Here is a 19,780-nt window from a genome sequence, read left to right as displayed (position 1 = left end):
CGCTGCCAGCGCCATCCGGGGCATCAGCTCACCCGTCCCGGCGACGCGCCGAGCCGCTCGGCCCAGAACAGTCCCGCGACCTGGAGCGCGATGGCGACGACCGCGCACGTACCACCGACGGGGGTGTGCAGCAGCACCGCCACCGGATCGACGCCGATGCCGTAGCCGAGCCCGATGCCGCCGAGCGGCAGGGCGGCGAGCAGCAGAGCGGTGGCCCGTGCCCCGGCCGCCTGGGCCTCCGCCGCAGCCAGTCCACGATCGGCCGAGCGGGCGTCCGCCTCGATCCGCTCCAGCAGCTCCGCCAGCGGCGCGCCCGTCTGGTCGGCGAGGCGTACGGCCGCGCAGGCCAGTCGATCCAGGCGTCGTGCCCCGCCCCGCTCGTCGCGGGCCGCCGCGTCGCCGCCCGGGGATCCGCGATCGGTCCCCGCCGGGCCCGGGGTGAGCCGCTCGGCGGCGACCGGTACCGGCAGGCCGGCCCGGAGGTCCGCGGCCAGCCCGCAGAGCTGGTCCAGCCGGTGCCGCCGGGCCCGGACGGCGTTCCGGCCGTCCTTGCGTCGGAGCAGCGCGCGAGCGGCCAGCGTGCCGTAGGCGCCGACGGCCACCGCCGCGACCGGACCGGCCAGCAGCAGCCCGGCTCCGGCGCCGGCCGACGCGGCGAGCAGCAGGGTGCGCCTGGGGGACGCCGCCAGCGCGTCCGGCCGGAGCCACCCTGGTCGCCGGCCCTCGCCGGGCGGATCGGTCACCGCGCCGGGCCGGCGCGGCGGGGTAGCCGCCGGCGCGGGCGTGCCGCCGGGTCGCCGGGCGTCCCGCCGACCGGGTGGCCGGGCCCGACCGGGGTCTCCGCCACCGCGCGGCGCGTCCCGGTAGGCGAGGTGGCGCTCGGGTCGGGTCGGGCCCATGGGTCGCGTCAGCCGAGGATCGCCGTCCCCGCCTCGCCCAGCGTCACGGTCGTCTCCGGCCGTCCAGGGCCAGGGCGACCGGTCGGCCACGTCCCGCGACGCCCACCGATCCCCGCCGAACGTCTCGGCGGTCGGATGGTCGTCAAGGCGCAGGTCAAGGTCGGTGGCCGGGGCCTCCAGCTCGCGCCCACTTCCGGGGGTGCCGCTGGCCGGGACGTCCGGGCCTGCCGGCGGCGGCCGGCGGCGAACCCGGGACTCGTCGCGCGGGTCGCGACGACCGACGGTCTGCGGGCGAGGAACCCCCTCGCCGCCGCGCGCCGCCGCACCGTCCACGTCCCGACCGGGTGTCTGGCGCAGCTCGGTGACCCATGCGACGAGCGGGTCCTCCCCGCCGGCACGCGCGCTCCCGCCGACGCCGGCGGCCAGCACCCCCCGCCGGATCCGGCCACCACGCACCACCCCGGCCACCAGCACCGCCGCCACCAGGACCGAGAGCAGCGCCACCAGCGCGTACGGGGCGGTCACCTCGGACCCGCCGATCCGGGCCACGGCTCGGTCAGGACCGGCGGAACCGGTACGGCCCGCTCCCGCAGCAGATCGGCGAGCGCCCGGGCGGCGCGGTCCGGCCCTCGCCCGCGTACCCAGGCGGGAACTGCCGTGACCAGCCTGTCCGGGCCCTCCGGCAGGAGCAGGCAGACCGATTCCAGTACGCGCCCCTCGGTGTTCCGGCGCACCTGGAGCAGTACCTGGAGTGCGGCGGCCACCTGGGCGTGGAGCGCGGGACGGGGCAGCCCGCCGAGCATCCCGAGGGCCTCCAGCCGCGCCGGCACGTCCGACGGGGCGTTGGCGTGCAGGGTGCCGGCTCCGCCGTCGTGGCCGGTGTTCAGGGCGGCGAGCAGGTCGACCACCTCCCCGCCCCGGCACTCGCCGACCACCAGTCGGTCGGGCCGCATCCGCAGGGCCTGCCGGACGAGGTCGGTCAGACCGACCGCGCCGGAGCCCTCCACGTTGGCCGTCCTCGCCTGCAACCCGACGACGTGCGGGTGCCGGGGATGCAGCTCGGCCGCGTCCTCCACCAGCACGATCCGTTCGGTGGCGGGGACCAGCCCGAGCAGCGTGTTCAGCAGCGTCGTCTTGCCGGAGCCGGTGCCACCGGTCACCAGGTACGCCAGCCGGGCCGCCACCACGGCGGAGAGCACCGGCGCCACCGGTCGGGGCACCGTCCCCCGGCTCACCAACTCGTCGAGGGTGAAGGGCCGCTGCCGGAAGGTCCGCAGGGACAGGTAGGGCCCGTCGGTCGCCACCGGCGGCAGCACGGCGTGCAGGCGGGTGCCGTCGGGAAGCCGGGCGTCCGCGTACGGGGAGCCGTCGTCGAGCCGCCGACCGGCGCTGGCGGCGAGCCGCTGCGCGAGCCGGCGTACGTCGTCCACCGTGCCGATCGGCACCGCGACCTGGTGCAGGCCCCGCCCCCGGTCGACCCAGACCCGGACGCCGTTGACCAGCACGTCGGTGACCTCCGGATCGGCCAGCAACGGGGCGAGCGGACCGGCTCCCACCAGATCGTCGTGCACCTGGTCGGCCATCCGCAGCACGGCGGTGTCGCCGAGGACGGCGGCGGTGGGCTCCGCCCGTACGGCAGAAACGATCGCGGCGGCGGTGACCGGCGTCGCCGCAGCGGCCATGCGCTGTCGCACCCGCGCGGCGAGGGTGTCGCCCTCGGACGGCCCGGTCATGCCGCACCCGCCGCCGGCGCGCCGGTCAGTTCGGCGACGATCCGCTGGCAGAGCGCCGCCAGCGGGCCTCGGCCGTGCGCGGCCGGCGCCTCGCCCCGCTCCAACCCGCGAGCCAGCGCCGGTTCCGGGCGCAGCGTGCCGGCCAGCGGCAGCCCGAGCGCCCGGGCCACCTCCGCCGCTCCCAGGCGGCCCGGTGCCGGACCGCGCACGATCACCGACATCGCGGTGCAGTGTGGGGCGGCGGCGGCCACCACCCGGGCCGCCGCGGCGGTGGCCCGCAGCTCGGCCGGGACCACCACGTAGACCTGGTCCGCCGCCTGCAGCGCGGTCACGGCCGCGTCGTCCAACTGCCGGGGCAGATCGACCACCACGAGGTCCCGACCCCGCCGGGCGGCGTCGACGGTCGCCGCCATCGCCTGGGCGGGAAGGGCGAGCAGGTCGCCCCGGTCCCAGGAGAGCACCACCAGGTCGCCCCGGCTCGGCAGGGCCCGTACCAGCGCCGGCGCGTCCACCCGGCCGTCGGCGCCGGTCAACGCCGGCCAGCGCAGCCCTTCCAACTGCTCCCAGCCGAGCACCAGATCGAGCCCGCCGCCGAGCGGGTCGGCGTCGACGAGCAGGGTGCGCAGCCGGGCCCGGGCGCCCGTGACGGCGAGCCCGCCCGCCAGGATGCTCGCCCCGGCGCCGCCCCGCCCGCCCAGGACCGCGACAATCCGGGCGCCGCCACGCTCGACGCCCTCCGGCCCGCACTCGGCGAACCGGTCGACCAGCCAGGGCTCGGCGGCGGGCAGCGTCGCCACGTGCTCCGCGCCGATCAGCTCAGCGACCTGCCAGCCGGGATCAAGCTCCCCGGACCGCCCGACCAGCACCATCCGTGGCCGCTGCGGCAGCCGCGCCCGCAGGCAGGGCTGGGCCTGGTCGGCGCCGACCAGCACGAGCGGGGCCGGCAGCCAGCGGGTGCGGGCCGCGGCGGGGTCGGCGGCGAGTTCCACCTCGACTCCGCCCGCCGCGGCGAGCCGCAGCAGGTCGTCGAGCAGGTCGCCGTCCGAGGTGACGAGCAGCGGCCGGGGCCGGTGCGGCGGGACGGAGGTACGGGGTGGCATCGCGGCCTCCAGCGGTCGGGCTCGGGGTTGCTGACCCGAGACCCTGCTCCGACGCCACCCCGAACGCCGCCCCGTCCCCACAGCCTGTGGACAACCGCGCGCCCTGTGGACAACGCCCGCCGGGCGAGTCGATCTGCTATGGCCCCTGACGGGTCACAGCGCCTTCCAGCTCCCGAAACACTCCGCCTACCGCCGGGGCGGCGCGGGCACCCGACGGGCCGTACAAATCGATAGCCTGCGCTGCATGCATCGCAGTCGTGTGTACGCCATCCTGATCGACACCCCTCGTGCGGAGGCGGCCCGGGCGGCGGCCTTCTGGTCGGGGGCCCTGGGCGTCCCAGCCGAGCCCGACCCGTCGTATCCGCAGTTCATCGGCCTGCACGACGCCCTGCCCGGGCTGGTCACCGCCGTGCAGGAGGTCGACGACGAGCCCCGATTCCACCTCGACTTCGAGACCGACGACGTCGAGGCCGAGACGGCTCGCCTGGTCGCCCTCGGTGCCACGCGGGTCACGCGGTGGCAGGAGTGCCAGGTGCTGCGCGTACCCGGTGGACATCTGGTCTGCGTGCTGCCGGTGGAGAGCCGGCCGGAGGTCTTCGACGCCGAAGCCAGAACCTGGCCGTGACGCCCGTGCCGGCACGCCGAGAGGCAACCGGGCGAGCCCGCTCGGCCGGCCGTCACGGCAGCAGGCGACGAATCGACGTCAACGACACTCAATCGTTATGAGCACGTCCCGGATGGCTCCACTGCCCAACCCACGGCACCGCCGGCGGCTTCGTCGCCTCCGGCCCTAACCTGGCCCTCGGACAAGTGGACTCAGCGGTGGTGGAGACGGCCTGTGACCTGCGTAGAAGCGCTCCCGCCGGAAAGGGACGACCCCCGTCGGGGGGAGACGGGGGTCGTCGAAGGTTCGGCTCCGGGGGGGTCGAGCCGAACCCACTCAGCGGTCACGGGGGGTGCAACCGCCGAGGGTCTGCCTGTCGTACGAGATGTGAACACTCGTCGCATCAGCAAGTCTGCCTGAGCGGACCTGTATACGTCGAGTGGTGTCTCCTCCACTCCGTGCGAAATAATGTTCGCAGAGTGTGACCATCATCACGATGAGCGAGGGTGGCGGAGGGTCGGCCCGCAGGTCCGAGGGGTCGCCGGGCCCCGGGCACCCGCCGACCATAGACCATCCGGCTAGACTTTCGCGCCGTGGGCCGAAGTGCCGCTTTCTTCGATCTGGACAAGACCGTCATCGCCAAGTCGAGCGCCCTGGCGTTCGGTCGGCCGTTCTACCGGGACGGCCTGATCACCCGGCGTGACGTGGTCAAGTCGGCGTACGCCCAGCTGATGTTCCGGCTGGGCGGCACCGACGCGCAGACCATGGCCAGGACCAGGGACTACCTCGCCGCGCTCTGCAAGGGCTGGCAGGTGGAACAGGTCCGCCAGATCGTCGCGGAGACGCTGCACGAGCTGATCAACCCTTACGTGTACGCCGAGGCCGCCGCCCTGATCGAGCAGCACCAGGCCGCCGGCCGGGACGTCGTCCTGGTCTCCGCCTCCGGCGAGGAGATGGTCCGCCCGATCGGCGTGCTGCTCGGGATCACCGACGTGATCGCCACCCGGATGGGTGTGGTCGACGGCCGCTACAGCGGCGAGGTCGAGTTCTACGCGGCCGGATCGAGCAAGGTCGACGCCGTCGGCGAGCTGGCCGCCGAGCGCGGCTACGACCTGGCCGACTCGTACGCCTACTCCGACTCGTACAGCGATCGGCCGCTGCTGGAGTGCGTCGGCCATCCCTCGGTGGTAAACCCGGACCGGCAGCTGCGCCGGCTCGCGGTCGAGAACTCCTGGCCGGTACTCGAGTTCCGGCATCCGATCCCGCTGGGGCGGCGGCTGCGCGAGCGCCCGGCCGTCCCGGTCGCCGCCGCGGCGCTGGGCGTGGGCGTCGGCGTGGCCATCGGCATCGCCTGGTACGGCCGGCACCGCCGCACCCGCACCGCTCCCGCACCCGCCTGAGCCCACCCGCCCGCGAGCCGCACCCGCACCGCACCCGCCTGAGCCACGCGGCCGGCACCCGCTCGGCCCGGCGACCGCGCGCAACCCGTGGAGGGGCCGGTGCCGGCCAGCTCAGGACGCCGCGAGGACCTCGTCGCCGATGGTGGTGAGCTGGTCCGCGCCGACCTCCACCGCCGCCATGTAGTGGCGCAGCCAGGAGCGCAGCCCGTCCGGGGTGCCGGTGGCGAAGGCGCCGGCCGAGCCGACGTACTCCGGTTCGCGCTCGTGGTGGCCGACGTCAACGGCGAGCAGGCCGCGCGGGTCCAGCCCGCTGGACAGCAGCACCAGCCGGGCGGCGCCCCGGGCCACCACCCCGGACGGCCCGGCGAAGGGGCGCAGGTTCAGCAGCTCGCCGTGCACGACGGCGGCCAGCACCAGCGGCGAGACCTTCGTGCCGCCGGCGACGAGCCCGGCCAGCCCGTCCAGCCGGGCGGCGACGACCGGGTCGGCCACCGGACGGCCCAGCTCGGCCTCACCGACGACGTCGCGGGCGGCGAGCACGTGCAGCCTGGCCAGCGCCTGCCGGGGTGCCTTCGGCCAGAGCTCGGACAGCCCGGGCAGCGCCCCGGCGACCCGCAGCGCGCCCTGCACCACCGGCTCGGTCACCGTCCCGGCGCGGACCGCCTCGCGCTCGCGGGCGTACCCCTCCAGGGCGGCGCTGGCCACCGCGGACCGGAGGCTGACCTCGGCCGCGACCTGGCCGCCGTGCCGGCGCAGCGCGCGGTGCCCCAGGGCCTGGTCGAACCGCTCGCGGGCCCGCTCCACGGCGGGGGCGACGTCGGCGAGCGCGAGCAGCGGGGCGAGCGGGTCAGCGGTCACCCCGTCACGCTATCGACTGCCCGGCGCGCCCCGCCGACGAGCCGCCCGGAAGCGACAGGTGCCACCCCCGCGAGCGTCCGGCCGGCGAGCCTGCCCGGACAAATGGCGCCGAGGCGGCGGCCCGCGTCGCCGTCCGGCGCGCGGTGGGGGCCGCTCGGCGCGTGTCGGCCGGACCGGCGGTCGCCCGTGCCGGCCGCCCCGACTAACCTCGTGCCCTAGAGAGACGCAGGTCACCCGAGCGACGAGGGAGTACGGCATGAGCGAGGCATTGGCCAATCTGCTGAACGAGACGCGCCAGTTCCCCCCGCCAGCCGAACTCGCCGCGAACGCCAACGTCACCGCCGACGCGTACGCGGACGCGGACGCCGACCGGTTGGCGTTCTGGGAGCGGCAGGCCGGGCGGCTGACCTGGGCGCGGCAGTGGGACCAGGTGCTCGACTGGTCGAAGCCGCCGTTCGCGAAGTGGTTCGTCGGCGGGCAGCTCAACGTGGCGTACAACTGCCTGGACCGGCACGTCGAGGCCGGGCTGGGCGACAAGGTCGCCATCCACTGGGAGGGCGAGCCGGGCGACACCCGGACCATCACGTACGCGGACCTGCACCGGCTGACCTGTCAGGCGGCGAACGCGCTCACCGAGCTGGGCGTCACCGCCGGCGACCGGGTGGCGATCTACCTGCCGATGGTGCCGGAGGCGGCGGTCGCGATGCTGGCCTGCGCCCGGATCGGCGCCACGCACAGCGTGGTCTTCGGCGGCTTCTCGGCCGACGCGCTGACCAACCGAATCCAGGACGCCAGCGCGAAGGTGGTGATCACCGCCGACGGCGGCTACCGCCGGGGCAAGCCGTCGGCGCTGAAGCCGACGGTGGACGAGGCGGTGGCGAACTGCCCGTCGGTCGAGCACGTGCTGGTGGTGCGCCGCACCGGCGAGGAGGTGGCCTGGTCGGGCAGGGACCGCTGGTGGCACGAGACGGTGGAGACCGCCCCGGCGGAGCACGCCGCGCAGCCGTTCGACGCCGAGCACCCGCTGTTCATCCTCTACACCAGCGGCACCACGGCCCGCCCGAAGGGCATCCTGCACACCACCGGCGGCTACCTGACCCAGACGTCGTACACGCAGCACGCGGTCTTCGACCTGAAGCCGGAGACCGACGTCTACTGGTGCACCGCCGACATCGGCTGGGTGACGGGGCACTCCTACATCGTCTACGGCCCGCTCTCCAACGGCGCCACCCAGGTCATGTACGAGGGCACCCCGGACACCCCGCACAAGGGCCGGTTCTGGGAGATCGTCGACAAGTACAAGGTCAGCATCCTCTACACCGCCCCGACGCTCATCCGCACGATGATGAAGTGGGGCGAGGACATCCCGGCCGGTTACGACCTGTCCTCGCTGCGCCTGCTGGGCAGCGTGGGTGAGCCGATCAACCCCGAGGCGTGGATGTGGTACCGGCAGCACGTCGGCGGGGGTGAGCTGCCAATCGTGGACACCTGGTGGCAGACCGAGACCGGGGCGATCATGATCTCGCCGCTGCCGGGCGTGACGGCGACCAAGCCCGGCTCCGCGATGACGCCGCTGCCCGGGATCGTCGCCGACGTGGTCGACGACCAGGGCCAGTCGGTGCCGAACGGCGGCGGTGGCTACCTGGTGCTGCGCGAGCCGTGGCCGTCGATGCTGCGCACCATCTGGGGCGACGACGACCGGTTCATCGAGACGTACTGGTCGCGCTTCGAGGGCATGTACTTCGCCGGGGACGGGGCGAAGAAGGACGACGACGGGCACATCTGGCTGCTGGGCCGCGTCGACGACGTGATGCTGGTGTCCGGGCACAACATCTCCACCACGGAGGTGGAGTCGGCGCTGGTCTCCCACCCGTCGGTGGCCGAGGCGGCGGTGGTCGGCGCGACCGACCCGACCACCGGGCAGGCCATCGTCGCGTTCGCCATCCCGCGCGGCACCACGGACACGGCGGGCGAGGCCGGCGAGAAGCTCATCGCCGAGCTGCGCAACCACGTGGCGAAGACGCTCGGCCCGATCGCCAAGCCCCGGCAGATCATGCTGGTGCCGGAGCTGCCGAAGACCCGCTCCGGCAAGATCATGCGCCGGCTGCTGCGCGACGTGGCGGAGAACCGTTCGCTCGGCGACGTCACCACGCTCCAGGACTCGTCCGTGATGGACCTGATCTCGTCCGGCATGGGCGGCGGCAAGTCCGACGAGGACTGACGCAGGCGTACGCCCCGATGGGTGGCGGTCCCTCGCGGACCGTCACCCATCGTCGTTTCTTACGGGTGTGCGACCGGCCGGATGCGCGCTGTCACATCGGTCGGTCGGGTGAGCCGAGTGAAGCTGAACGGTCACAGGGAGAGGTCGACCCCTGTCGTTCCCCTGTTTTCTGTTCTAGGTTCACGCTCGTCGGGTCGGTTCGATGGATGTCGCATCGATGGAGACCGACCGGCTCCCTCCTCCCCATGCCCGAGAAACGGAGCGGCATGAACAGAAATCCGCAATCCGGGTCGCGTCGACGCCTGCTCGTCGCGCTGCCCGCCATCGCCCTCGCCGCCTCGTCACTGACCGTGACCGGTGGCGCGGCGGCGGCGGAGCCCGGCCCCGCCCGAGCCACGATCGGGGCGGACGAGCACTACATCAACTACGCCGAGCCCGCCGTCCAGCCGGACAGCAGCGGCCGCGAGGTCAAGGGCAAGGGCGGCGTCTACGCCCCGGCGGTCGAAGAGGCGCGCGCCTACGACCGCAAGTACGCCCGCGGCAACCCGGTCGCCGCCGGGCAGCTCGCGAGGCACGAGGCCAAGTCGATCATGACGGGCAAGAGCCCGCGCCAGATCAAGAAGGCCCCGAGCACCCAGACCGCCAAGCTGCTGACCCTGCTGGTGGAGTTCAACGACCAGGCCAACGACGACTTCACCGGCGTCATGGTCCCCAGGACGGTCTTCGAGGACCGGACCTGCGTCCCCGGCACCGTGCAGAACGGGCCGAAGCACAACAAGATCCCGAACCCGGCGAACCTGCCCCACGAGGACAACAACTCGATGTGGGTGCCGGACTTCTCGCCCACCCACTACGACAAGATGCTCTATTCCAAGAAGGGCATCACCGAGCGGGTCCGCAAGGACCTGAAGGGCCCCGACGGCAGGCAGGGCATCGACCTGACCGGCCGCACGATGCACAACATGTACCTGGAGATGTCCAAGGGCGCGTACACGGTCGACGGGCAGGCCAGCCCGTGGATCACCGTGCCGCACTCCGAGGGCTGGTACGCGGCCTCGCGCTGCTTCCAGGACGAGAACGGCAACTGGGTCCCCGGCCGCCAGCAGTCGATGAACGGCCACCCGGACAACCCGCAGGGCGCGGGCCGGCTCGCCACCGACGCGATCGGCGCCCTCGCGCAGGCGGACCCGAACTTCCCGTGGGCCGACTACGACATCGAGGACCAGGGCGACCGCGACGGTGACGGCAACCTCTTCGAGCCGGACGGCGTGATCGACCACCTGGTGCTGGTGCACGCCGGGCAGGGCAAGTCCCGCGGCGGCGGTGCCGAGGGTACGTACGCCGTCTGGGCGCACTCGTCGACGGTGACCGGCGGCTACACCATCCCCGGCACCAACCTCCAGGTCTCGAACTACATCGTGCAGCCGGAGGACGCCGGCGTCGGCGTCTTCGCCCACGAGTTCGGCCACGACCTGGGCCTGCCGGACCTCTACGACACCTCCGGCAACGCCGACTCCGACGTCGACTTCTGGGACCTGATGGCCTCGGGCTCGCACTCGGGCGAGATCTTCCAGGCGCTGCCGACGCACATGGGCCTGTGGGACAAGTGGGTGCTCGGCTGGGCCGACCCGCTGACTCTCGCGCCCGGCTCGAACCCGCGTGCCGTCCAGCTCGGCCAGACCTCGCGGACCCCGCGCGGCACCGAGGACGGCATCAAGGTCGACCTGCCGGACAAGGTGATCACGCTGGCGACGCCGCACAGCGGCGCGAACATGTGGTACTCGGGCGCCGACCAGGACTGGGCGGACGTCAAGATCAGCCGCCAGGTGGCCGTGCCGGCGGCGGCCGACGCGAAGTTCTGGATGTGGAACAACTTCGTCATCGAGGCCGACTGGGACTTCGGTTTCGTCGAGCTCTCCACCGACGGCGGCGCCACCTGGACCGAGCAGAAGGTCTACGACGCGGCCGGCAACCTCGTCACCACGAACGACGGCTACGCCGACCCGAACGGTCGGATGGTGGACTTCGGCAACAAGAAGTACGGCCTGACCGGTGACACGCACGGCTGGCGGCACGACTACGTCGACCTGTCGGCGTACGCCGGGCAGACCGTGCAGGTCCGGCTCCGCTACGCCACGGACGAGGCGTTCGCGGAGCGCGGCTGGTTCGCCGACGACTTCTCGGTGACCGGCGGCGGCGCCACCACGTGGAGCGACGACGTCGAGGGCGGGGCCAACGGCTGGACGGCGACGGGCGGCAGCTTCGTCGACACCACCGGCCAGGGCTGGCACATCGACACCGGCACCTCGACCCAGGCGCACTACTACCTGGCCGAGTGGCGCAACTTCGCCGGCTTCGACAAGGGCCTCAAGTACACCTACGACACGATCTACTCGCGCGACGCGTGGAAGGTCGACCGGGTCTCCTACAACGCCCCGGGCATGCTGGTCTGGTACCGGGACACGGAGCGGGGCGACGTCAACCACACCACGGCGCAGATGACCGCGCTGCCCAGCTACGGCGCCAAGGGCGGTCTGCTGATCGTCGACTCGCACTTCGACCCGTACCGCCGCACGGGCGAGGCGGCCGTGAAGGACCCGTCGGTGCTGGACAACCTGCCCAGCCGCCCGCAGTCCGCGAACGCGGCCTTCTCGCTGAAGCCCACGTACCCGTTCAAGGAGTGCCTGGAGGCGGCGGACGAGCCGTACAGCGAGTACTGCACGAGCTTCGGTCCGCAGGCGCCGGTGAAGGGCTTCACCGACGCGAAGACCTGGTACCCGGGCATCGAGATGCGTGACGGCTCGCCGTACGCGCGGGACAACGACGCCTCCGTGGTCATCCCGTCGAAGGGCAACGCGCCGTACACGACCCGGGTCACCAACCCGGACGGTACGCCGGCGACGTCCTACTACGGGGTCACCCTGGGTGGCGGCGCCATCGTGCTGGGCACCGGGAACCCCGGTGACCAGGGGGTGTCCTACGGCGTGACCATCACCATCAAGCGCACCGCCCGGGACAACTCGTACGCCACGGTGTACGTCACCCCCGCGAGGAACTGACCGAGGGTAGGCCGAGCGGAAGAACGGGCGGGGCCCGTCCGGAGAGCACCCGTGCTCCCCGGGCGGGCCCCGCCGCCTGTACACGTCGCCGACGGTCGTAAAGGCCCGACGGACCACCCGTGGGACGGCCGACGGGCCCGCCGCCGCCCCGCATTTCCGTTACGCGATCACGCTTATCGAAAACCGTCTCTTTGTCCCCAGGTGGGGCCGTTCGCCCTGCTCACCGTGTTGGTGAACGGCCGGGATGTGACGGTGAAAAGCATTCCCAACAAAACTTTGCAACAAATCGACGCACACATCTTCCCACCGGTCACACGAGTGTCTATGTTCACCATTGGTCCCACTAGTGGGATCGGTAGCACCGGCCCGTACCCCCGTTGGGCCGGTTCCCTCAAACCGGAGGTACCACGTGCGCAAAGTCGCAGTGGGTCTGCTCGGGCTTTCGCTGACGGCGACAGGACTGGCGTTCGGTTCGTCCGCCACCGCCGCGCCGCAGCCGAAGTTGCCGACGGCCGCTCCGTCGGTCGCCGAGCCAGCCCATGTCGACCACGACCTGCCGAACCCGCTGGAGGACAAGCGTCGCGCCCTGCGCCAGGAGGGTCTGAGCGACGTCCTCTCCGGCCGGATCAAGCCGCAGAAGGTCAACGGCAGCACGGTCGTCAAGGTCGGCAAGACCCAGGCCGAGGGGGCCAACGCCCGCTCGACCCGGGCCAACGCCGCCACCCAGACGGAGGACCAGTACGTCGAGCTCTCCCGGGAGAAGACGGACCGGATCTTCGTCATCCTCGCCGAGTTCGGCAACGAGCGGCACCCGAGCTACCCGGACCAGGACACCGACCCGGACACCGCGGGTCCGACCCGGTTCGACGGGCCGCTGCACAACGAGATCCCCCAGCCCAACCGGGCGGTGGACAACTCCACGGTGTGGCAGGCGGACTACAACGCCGACTACTACCGCAAGCTCTACTTCGGCACCAACCCCGGTGACGAGTCGGTGAAGCAGTACTTCGAGGCACAGTCCTCGGGCCGCTACAGCGTGGACGGCACCGTCACCGACTGGGTGAAGGTGAAGTACAACGAGGCCCGCTACGGCCGCTCCGGCGGCTACCCGTGCGCCTCCAACGTCTGCACCAACACCTGGGCGCTGGTCCGCGACGCCGCCAACCAGTGGGTCGCCGACCAGAAGGCCGCCGGCCGCACCGACGCCCAGATCACCGCCGACCTCAAGGCGATGGACCAGTGGGACCGGTACGACCACGACTCGGACGGCAACTTCAACGAGCCGGACGGCTACATCGACCACTTCCAGATCGTCCACTCGGGCGGCGACGAGGCGGACGGTGACCCGTACCAGGGCGAGGACGCCATCTGGAGCCACCGCTGGTACGCCTTCGCGTCCGACCAGGGCTCGACCGGCCCGGTCAACTTCCCGGCCGGCGGCACCCAGATCGGCAACACCGGCTTCTGGATCGGCGACTACACCATCCAGCCCGAGAACGGTGGCCGGAGCGTCTTCTACCACGAGTACGCGCACGACCTCGGTCTGCCGGACGACTACAACGTCACCAGTGGTGGGGACAACAACAACGAGCACTGGACCCTGATGGCCCAGAGCCGGCTCGGCGCCAAGAACGACGCCGGCATCGGTGACCGGGGCGGCGACCTCGGCGCCTGGAACAAGCTCCAGCTCGGCTGGCTCGACTACGAGGTGGTCGTCGCGGGGCAGAAGCGGACCATGACCCTCGGCCCGCAGGAGTACAACAGCGACGAGGCGCAGGGCGTCGTCGTGGTGCTCCCGCAGCGGGAGTACACGTTCGAGCACGGCGCCCCGTTCGAGGGCTCCAAGCAGTTCTTCTCGGGCAACCGGGACGACCTCAACAGCACGATGACCCGGACCCTGGACTTCACCGGGAAGTCGTCGGCGTCGCTGTCGATGAAGGGCCGCTACAACATCGAGGCCGACTACGACTACCTGTTCTTCGAGGCGTCGCTGGACGGCGGCCAGACCTGGGTGACCCTGCCCGGCACGGCCAACGGCCAGCCGCTCAAGGAGATCTCCGCCGGTCGCTACGCGCTCGACGGCAGCAGCAACGGCGAGTGGGTCGACGTCGTCATCCCCATGGACGTGGCGGCGGGCAAGGTCGCGCAGTTCCGGCTGCGCTACCAGACCGACGGCGGCGTCTCCGAGGGTGGCTTCTACGGTGACGCGATCACCGTGACGGCCGACGGCCAGACCGTCCTCTCCGACGGCGCCGAGACCGGTGCCGCGGGCTGGACGCTCGCCGGTGGCTTCGAGACCGCCGAGGAGAGCTACACCAAGGCCTACGACAACTACTACATCGCAGGCACCCGGCAGTACATCTCGTACGACAAGTACCTGAAGACCGGCCCGTACTTCTTCGGCTACCAGAACACCCGCCCGGACTACGTGGACCACTACGCGTACCAGGAGGGTCTGCTGATCTCCTACTGGAACACCCGCTGGGCGGACAACGACACGTTCGCGCACCCGGGTGAGGGTCGCAACCTGATCATCGACGCGCACCCGCGGCCGATCTACAACCTGACCGGCCAGCCCTGGCGGTCCCGCGTCCAGGTCTACGACGCGCCGTTCAGCCTGAAGAAGGCCGACTCGTTCACGCTGCACCTCAACAGCCAGCCGCAGTACATCCGTGGCCAGGCCGCGCAGCCGCTGTTCGACGACACCAAGCAGTACTGGTTCCCGGAGCTGCCGAACCACGGCGTCAAGCTCCCGGCCACCGGCACCAAGATCAAGGTCCTGGAGAAGGACGGCCTCAACACCAAGATCCGCATCTCCTGATCGCTGATCCCGTACCACCAGCACCACGCGATGCCCGGGCAGGTCACCTGCCCGGGCATCGCCCTTTCCGCTTGCGGACGCCGGGCGGGGCGGGCCGGCGAGCGGTCCCGGCCACCCCGTGGGTCGGCGCCGGAACGGACCGGCGGCGGGGTCCTAGGCTGTCCCCATGACCGAGCAGCGCGGCGGGCCCGTCGACGAGTCCTGCGTCCTCACCGAGGGGCCGTGGACGCACCGGTTCGTCGGCGCCAACGGCAGTCGCTTCCACGTCGTGGAGGCCGGCACCGGCCCGATGGTGCTCTTCCTGCACGGTTTCCCCGAGCACTGGTGGGCCTGGCACGAGATGCTGCCGGCCGTCGCCGACGCCGGCTTCCGGGCCGTCGCGGTCGACCTGCGCGGCTACGGCGCCAGCGACAAGCCGCCCCGGGGGTACGACGGCTACACCCTCGCGGCCGACGTCGCCGGTCTGATCCGGGCCCTCGGCGAGCGCTCCGCCACCGTGGTCGGCACCGGCGTCGGCGGCATGATCGCGTGGACGGTGGCCTCGTTCCACCCGTCGCTAGTCCGCCGGCTGGTGGTGCTCGGCGCCCCCCACCCGCTGCGGTTGCGGGCCGCGATCTTCGCCGATCCGCGCGGGCAGTTCGCCGCCGCCACGCCCACCCTGAAGTTCCAGCTGCCCCGCTACGAGCACGTGCTGACCCGCGACGACGCGGCGGCCGTCGAGGAGATGCTGCGCCGCTGGGGCGGGCCACGCTGGGTCGACGGGCCGGGCTTCGAGGCGTACGCCCAGCGGTGCCGGGAGGCCATGCGCATCCCGCAGGCGGCGTTCTGCGCCCTGGAGGGCTACCGCTGGGCGTTCCGCTCGGTGCTCCGCCTGCACGGCTACCGCTTCGTCCGGCTGATGCAGAAGCCGCTGATCACGCCGACCCTCCAGCTGCACGGCGCGCTCGACGAGGCCTCCCTGCCGCGTACCGCCCAGGGCTCCGGCCGGTACGTGGTAGCGCCCTACGAGTGGCGGCTCCTGGACGACATCGGGCACTTCCCGCACGTGGAGGCCGGCGACCTGGTGCTGGGCGAGGTCCTGCGCTGGGCGAAGTCCTGAGTCAGACCCGCTGCTCGCGCAGGTCGGCGACCTCCGCGGCGGGCGCCCAGCCCTGGTAGACGCCGAAGTCGAAGACCTCCAGCCCCATCGCCCGGGCCACCGGCCAGCGTCCGCCCGTGTACTCCACCCGCAGCCAGCCGTCGTGCTCGCCGAGGACGATGAACGGCTGTCCCTGCCAGGTGCAGGTGGTCCGCACGTACGCCAGGTCGTCGAGCTCGGTGGCCGGCAGCACCCGGACGTAGCGGCCGGGGCGGATCTCCTCGAAGCCCTCGCCCGGCTCCGGCTGGTAGAGCCGGACGTCGTCGCCGTCCGGGCTCGCCAGGTATTCCCGGCCCTTCCAGCGGGCCACGTAGCCGTCGCGCATCACTGCTCACCGACCTGTCGCCACCGCAGCGCGTCCGTGTCGAGGATGGCGACCACCCGTTCGGTGCCGTCCGCGCCGATCCGCCACAGCTGCGCGCCGTGCGGCAGCCGGGCGCTGTCCACCTTGAATTCGGCCACCACGTCGCTGCTCTCGCCCGGCGCGAACCCGTTGCCCCGGAACGGCGGGCGCTCGATGACCCAGCCCTCCATGGCCCGCATGGCGGCCTCGTTCTGCCCGCCGTACGGGATCCGGTAGAGGCTCGGCCGGTGCGCGGGCCAGCGCAGCACGTAGATCTCGCCGGCGTCCCGGGCGAAGGGGGAATCCGGGTAGCCCAGGCCGAGCGCGTCGTGCAGCTGCGCCGGGGTGTTCAGGTGGGCCAGCTCGCCGGCCCGGTGCACGAAGCCGGAGACCCGGTCGTAGCCCCGCTCCAGGTAGTACGCGAGCTGGCTGGGGGCGACCGCCTTCTGCATCACGATCGGGCGCGCCGGGTCGGGCGCGGGCGGGGCGTAGCGGGGGCGGCTCACCGGTTCCTCGGCGGCGGGCGGCTCGGTCTCGATGTCGTCACCGAGTCCCACCTCCGCCGCCCAGTTGGCCAGCCCGACGATCTGCTCACCGGGCAGCTTCGCCCCGACGGGGGTGCCCGGGTTGACCGCGAACGACCAGGCCTCGTCCGGCCAGCGGCGGATCAACTGGACGAACTTCACCTCGATGGTCTCGACGGTCGCGTCGGTGTGGTCGGCCAGCCGCTCCGGCGAGGTGTGCACCACCACGAACGTCTCGCCGTCGAGTTCCTCCGTACGCCAGACGAAGCCGGGCTCGCCGGGCCGGCTGCCCGGCGCGGAGTCTGCCGCCACCGGCAGCAGCACGCGGGCCAGCAGCAGGGTGGACAGGAAGGTGTCGGTGCTGCCGGCGCCTGCGGCGTCGAGCAGGTTCTCCTCGACCTCGTTGGCCGGCTCGAAGTCGACCGGCACGGGACCGGCACCCGACGACACGTCCGCGCTCCCGGTCAGGGGCGCGGTGACCGGCTCGTCGGCGACCGGCGGACCGGGATCCTCCGCCGGCCCGGCGTCGGGAACGCCGGCGTCGGTCGCCGCCCCCTGTCGGGCGGCGCCGTCCGCCGCCGGTGCGGGCGCGGCGACGCTGGTCGGCACCGTCGGGTCCCCGGACCACGCGTCGACGGGCGGCCCGGATCCGAGGGACACGGTCGCGTCTCCGGGCCTCGCCGCGTCGGCAGGCGGCCCGGGATCGAGGGAAACGGTCGGATCCAGGGACACGGTCGCGTCGCCCGACGACACGACCGGCTGCGTCCGGTCCAGGGACACCGTCGGGTCCAGAGAAACGGTCGCGTCGCCCGACGACACCACCGGCTGCGTCCGGTCGAGAGACACGGTCGGGTCCAGAGAAACGGTGGCGTCGCCCGACCCCGACGACACCACCGGCTGCGTCCGGTCCAGGGACACCGTCGGATCCAGAGAAACGGTCGCGTCGCCCGACGACACGACCGGCTGCGTCCGATCCAGGGACACCGTCGGATCCAGGGACACCGTCGCATCGCCCGACGACACGACCGGCTGCGTCCGATCCAGGGACACCGTCGGATCCAGGGACGCGGTGGCGTCGCCGGACCACGACGGGGCGGCGGACCGCACGGTGTCGGCCGGCGACGACGGGTGGGCGGGCGCGGGCGGTGCGGGGTCGGCGGTGGCGGCGGTCACCGGTTCCCGGCGGCGCCGGACCGGCTCGAACAGCGAGACGGTCTCCTCGGCGGGCGGGGCCGGCTCGGGGGCAGGCGGCCCGGTGAGGTCCCGCGACTCGATGACGGTGCCCTCGATGACGATGGGCGTGAACCCGCGTCGGGAGGCGGGTGGTCCGGAGACCGGTTCCGCGTCCGCCACCGGCTCCGGCCCGACCGGTTCGGGGGTGGCCTGCCGGCGCGGCAGCGCCTGGGTGAGGTCCTCGGCCGGCTGCGGTCGGTCTGCGCCGTACGCCGGTGGTGGCGGCCCGGGATCCGGGGCGGGGCCCCGGAGGTCCCGGGTGGCGTCCTCGCCGGGTCCGCGCGGCGGCAGCACCTGCGTGGCCTCGCCGCCGGGCATCGCGAAGGCCCGGGTGGGCTCCCCGCCGGGCGTCGTGAAGGCGTGGGTCGGTTCCGCGGTCGGCGCCGTGAACGCGTGGGTCGGCTCGCCGGCGGGCGTCGTGAAGGCGTGGGTCGGCTCCGCGGTCGGCGCCGTGAAGGCGCGGGTCGGCTCACCGGCAGGCGTCGTGAAGGCGTGGGTCGGCTCCGCGGTCGGCGCCGTGAACGCGTGGGTCGGCTCACCGGCAGGCGTCGTGAAGGCGTGGGTCGGCTCCGCGGTCGGCGCCGTGAAGGCGCGGGTCGGCTCGCCGGCAGGCGTCGTGAAGGCGTGGGTCGGCTCCGCGGTCGGCGCCGTGAACGCGTGGGTCGGCTCGCCGGCGGGCGTCGTGAAGGCGTGGGTCGGCTCCGCTCCGGTCGGGGCGCTCGGGATCGGGTGGGTCGCCTCCCCCGGTACCGGCTCCCCGAGCGGCCGGCGGCGGGGGAACGGCTGGCTGCCGGGTGCGAGGCGGGACGGCGGAACCGCTCGCTCGCCCGAGCGCAGCGCCTCCTGCCGGTGGGCGGCCGCGCGACCGGAGGCCGGCTCGAAGAACGACCGGTTCGGCCGCTCCGGGGCCTCCCCGGCCGGGCGACCGTTTGTCGACGGCGAGGGGTGGGCGTCGGGCGTCGGCAGGCCCCTCGGGCGCTCGGTGAGCGGCGCGGGGCGCGGCGGCGGGAGCCGGTCGGGGGCCGCCACGGCGTCGAACCGGGCGGGCCCGCCGGCCGTCGGGTCGCCACGCCGCGCATCCAGGTGGTCCGCCGGGGGCGTGGGCGGGACAAGCGGGTGGGCCGGGCCGGGTCGGGCGGGTGCGGGGATCCGGCCGGTGGCCGACGCGGCCGTGGGCTCGGGCCGGAGCGTGCCGTCGGGCCGGGCCACACCGGTGGTCGGCCCGGTCGCCGGCCCGCCCGACGTGTCCTGACCGGCGGCCTGGGCCCGCGCCCGGGCAGCCGTCTCCACGCGTTCCAGCCGGGCCCGCGCACCCATGGTGCGGCCGGGCAGCCGGACGTCGCCCCGGGAGAGCTGGGCGACGAACCAGGCCGGCAGGTAGCCCTCGATGGGCAGCCCCGGATTGACCGCCAGCCACCACTCGTGGTTGGGCCAGCTGTCGGACAGATCGGCGTACGAGATGCGCCGGACGGCACCGCCGTGTTCGCCGAGACAGGCGCGCACCGCCGCTCCCGAGGTGAACGCCAGCACGTGGGTACGGCCACCTGTGCTCCAGGTGCCCCAGCCCACTGGCGCCGTCCCCGCGAGCGCCTCGGCGGAGACCGGCAGCAGCAGTTCGGTCCGGGCCAGGACGCGGAAGTAGAGCTGTTGGTCGTTGGCGCGTAGCGCGTCACGCATCGCCGCTTCGGCGTCGGTGGCCGGCTCCCACTCGGTCACGGCCACCCCTCCTCCCGCGAACAGGCCATAGGTATCGCGTACAACCTACAAGGTAGAAGCAAGATCACAATCGCTGGCCGGCGGCGGTGCGCCCTGGGCCGCCACAGGCGCTAACATCCCGTTCCGGAGTC

At 73.3% G+C, this 19,780-nt stretch carries 12 protein-coding genes; 6 read left to right on the top strand and 6 right to left on the bottom strand.

Translation table 11 applies throughout. The features are described 5' to 3' along the window. Positions 1 to 23 precede the first annotated feature (23 nt). Genes AB0B83_RS03155 through ssd form a run of 3 tightly spaced genes read right to left on the bottom strand, consistent with a single transcriptional unit; the run spans position 24 to position 3,732 of the window. On the bottom strand, positions 24 to 1,424 hold the full coding sequence (locus tag AB0B83_RS03155; RefSeq protein ID WP_357576737.1) for a hypothetical protein: 1,401 nt from the start codon (positions 1,422 to 1,424) through the stop codon (positions 24 to 26). Then, a complete protein-coding gene (locus AB0B83_RS03150; RefSeq protein ID WP_151453419.1) occupies positions 1,421 to 2,632 on the bottom strand; it encodes a TadA family conjugal transfer-associated ATPase in 1,212 nt (403 codons plus the stop codon). Before AB0B83_RS03150 ends, AB0B83_RS03155 begins: the two co-directional genes overlap by 4 nt. Further along, positions 2,629 to 3,732, bottom strand: coding sequence for a septum site-determining protein Ssd (ssd, locus tag AB0B83_RS03145; RefSeq protein ID WP_311410459.1), 1,104 nt, complete (start codon positions 3,730 to 3,732; stop codon positions 2,629 to 2,631). Before ssd ends, AB0B83_RS03150 begins: the two co-directional genes overlap by 4 nt. Positions 3,733 to 3,976: 244 nt before the next feature. Between ssd and AB0B83_RS03140 the strand changes: the two genes are divergently transcribed. Beyond that, complete coding sequence (locus AB0B83_RS03140) at positions 3,977 to 4,357, top strand: VOC family protein (protein WP_357576736.1); 381 nt, start codon at positions 3,977 to 3,979, stop codon at positions 4,355 to 4,357. A 572-nt stretch (positions 4,358 to 4,929) separates the two neighbouring features. Next, complete coding sequence (locus AB0B83_RS03135) at positions 4,930 to 5,736, top strand: HAD-IB family hydrolase (protein ID WP_151454927.1); 807 nt, start codon at positions 4,930 to 4,932, stop codon at positions 5,734 to 5,736. A 111-nt stretch (positions 5,737 to 5,847) separates the two neighbouring features. Here AB0B83_RS03135 and AB0B83_RS03130 read toward each other — a convergent pair whose 3' ends face one another. After that, positions 5,848 to 6,594 (bottom strand): oxidoreductase, encoded by a 747-nt coding sequence (locus AB0B83_RS03130; protein WP_357576735.1) that lies wholly within the window; start codon positions 6,592 to 6,594, stop codon positions 5,848 to 5,850. Positions 6,595 to 6,850: 256 nt separating this feature from the next. On the opposite strand from AB0B83_RS03130, the gene acs reads away from it, so the two are divergent. From acs to AB0B83_RS03110, 4 genes are all read left to right on the top strand, one after another. Beyond that, complete coding sequence (gene acs / locus AB0B83_RS03125) at positions 6,851 to 8,815, top strand: acetate--CoA ligase (RefSeq protein WP_357576734.1); 1,965 nt, start codon at positions 6,851 to 6,853, stop codon at positions 8,813 to 8,815. A 266-nt stretch (positions 8,816 to 9,081) separates the two neighbouring features. Next, positions 9,082 to 11,874, top strand: a complete 2,793-nt coding sequence (locus tag AB0B83_RS03120; protein WP_357576733.1) for an immune inhibitor A domain-containing protein — start codon at positions 9,082 to 9,084, stop codon at positions 11,872 to 11,874. Between the two features lie 424 nt (positions 11,875 to 12,298). Next, positions 12,299 to 14,695 carry an immune inhibitor A domain-containing protein gene (locus AB0B83_RS03115; protein WP_357576819.1) on the top strand — a complete coding sequence of 799 codons (2,397 nt, stop codon included), beginning with the start codon at positions 12,299 to 12,301 and terminating at the stop codon, positions 14,693 to 14,695. A 166-nt stretch (positions 14,696 to 14,861) separates the two neighbouring features. Continuing rightward, positions 14,862 to 15,794, top strand: coding sequence for an alpha/beta hydrolase (locus AB0B83_RS03110; RefSeq protein ID WP_357576732.1), 933 nt, complete (start codon positions 14,862 to 14,864; stop codon positions 15,792 to 15,794). A 1-nt stretch (position 15,795) separates the two neighbouring features. Here AB0B83_RS03110 and AB0B83_RS03105 read toward each other — a convergent pair whose 3' ends face one another. Together AB0B83_RS03105 and AB0B83_RS03100 are read right to left on the bottom strand one after the other, a co-directional pair. Then, positions 15,796 to 16,161 (bottom strand): hypothetical protein, encoded by a 366-nt coding sequence (locus AB0B83_RS03105; protein WP_357576731.1) that lies wholly within the window; start codon positions 16,159 to 16,161, stop codon positions 15,796 to 15,798. After that, positions 16,158 to 19,649 (bottom strand): SseB family protein, encoded by a 3,492-nt coding sequence (locus tag AB0B83_RS03100; RefSeq protein ID WP_357576730.1) that lies wholly within the window; start codon positions 19,647 to 19,649, stop codon positions 16,158 to 16,160. The genes AB0B83_RS03105 and AB0B83_RS03100 overlap by 4 nt, the downstream gene beginning before the upstream one ends. Between the last annotated feature and the right edge of the window lie 131 nt (positions 19,650 to 19,780).

The organism is Micromonospora sp. NPDC049060 (genome assembly GCF_040649055.1).
Lineage (GTDB): Bacteria > Actinomycetota > Actinomycetes > Mycobacteriales > Micromonosporaceae > Micromonospora > Micromonospora reichwaldensis.
Note: the sequence above shows the minus strand (reverse complement) of the source record. Positions and strands in the feature narration are given on the sequence as shown.

Bases quoted from the DNA above. Each gene is read 5' to 3' on its own strand.
- AB0B83_RS03150 (WP_151453419.1), bottom strand. From the start codon at position 2,632: ATGACCGGGCCGTCCGAGGGCGACACCCTCGCCGCGCGGGTGCGACAG.
- ssd (WP_311410459.1), bottom strand. From the start codon at position 3,732: ATGCCACCCCGTACCTCCGTCCCGCCGCACCGGCCCCGGCCGCTGCTC.
- AB0B83_RS03140 (WP_357576736.1), top strand. From the start codon at position 3,977: ATGCATCGCAGTCGTGTGTACGCCATCCTGATCGACACCCCTCGTGCG.
- acs (WP_357576734.1), top strand. From the start codon at position 6,851: ATGAGCGAGGCATTGGCCAATCTGCTGAACGAGACGCGCCAGTTCCCC.
- AB0B83_RS03120 (WP_357576733.1), top strand. From the start codon at position 9,082: ATGAACAGAAATCCGCAATCCGGGTCGCGTCGACGCCTGCTCGTCGCG.
- AB0B83_RS03110 (WP_357576732.1), top strand. From the start codon at position 14,862: ATGACCGAGCAGCGCGGCGGGCCCGTCGACGAGTCCTGCGTCCTCACC.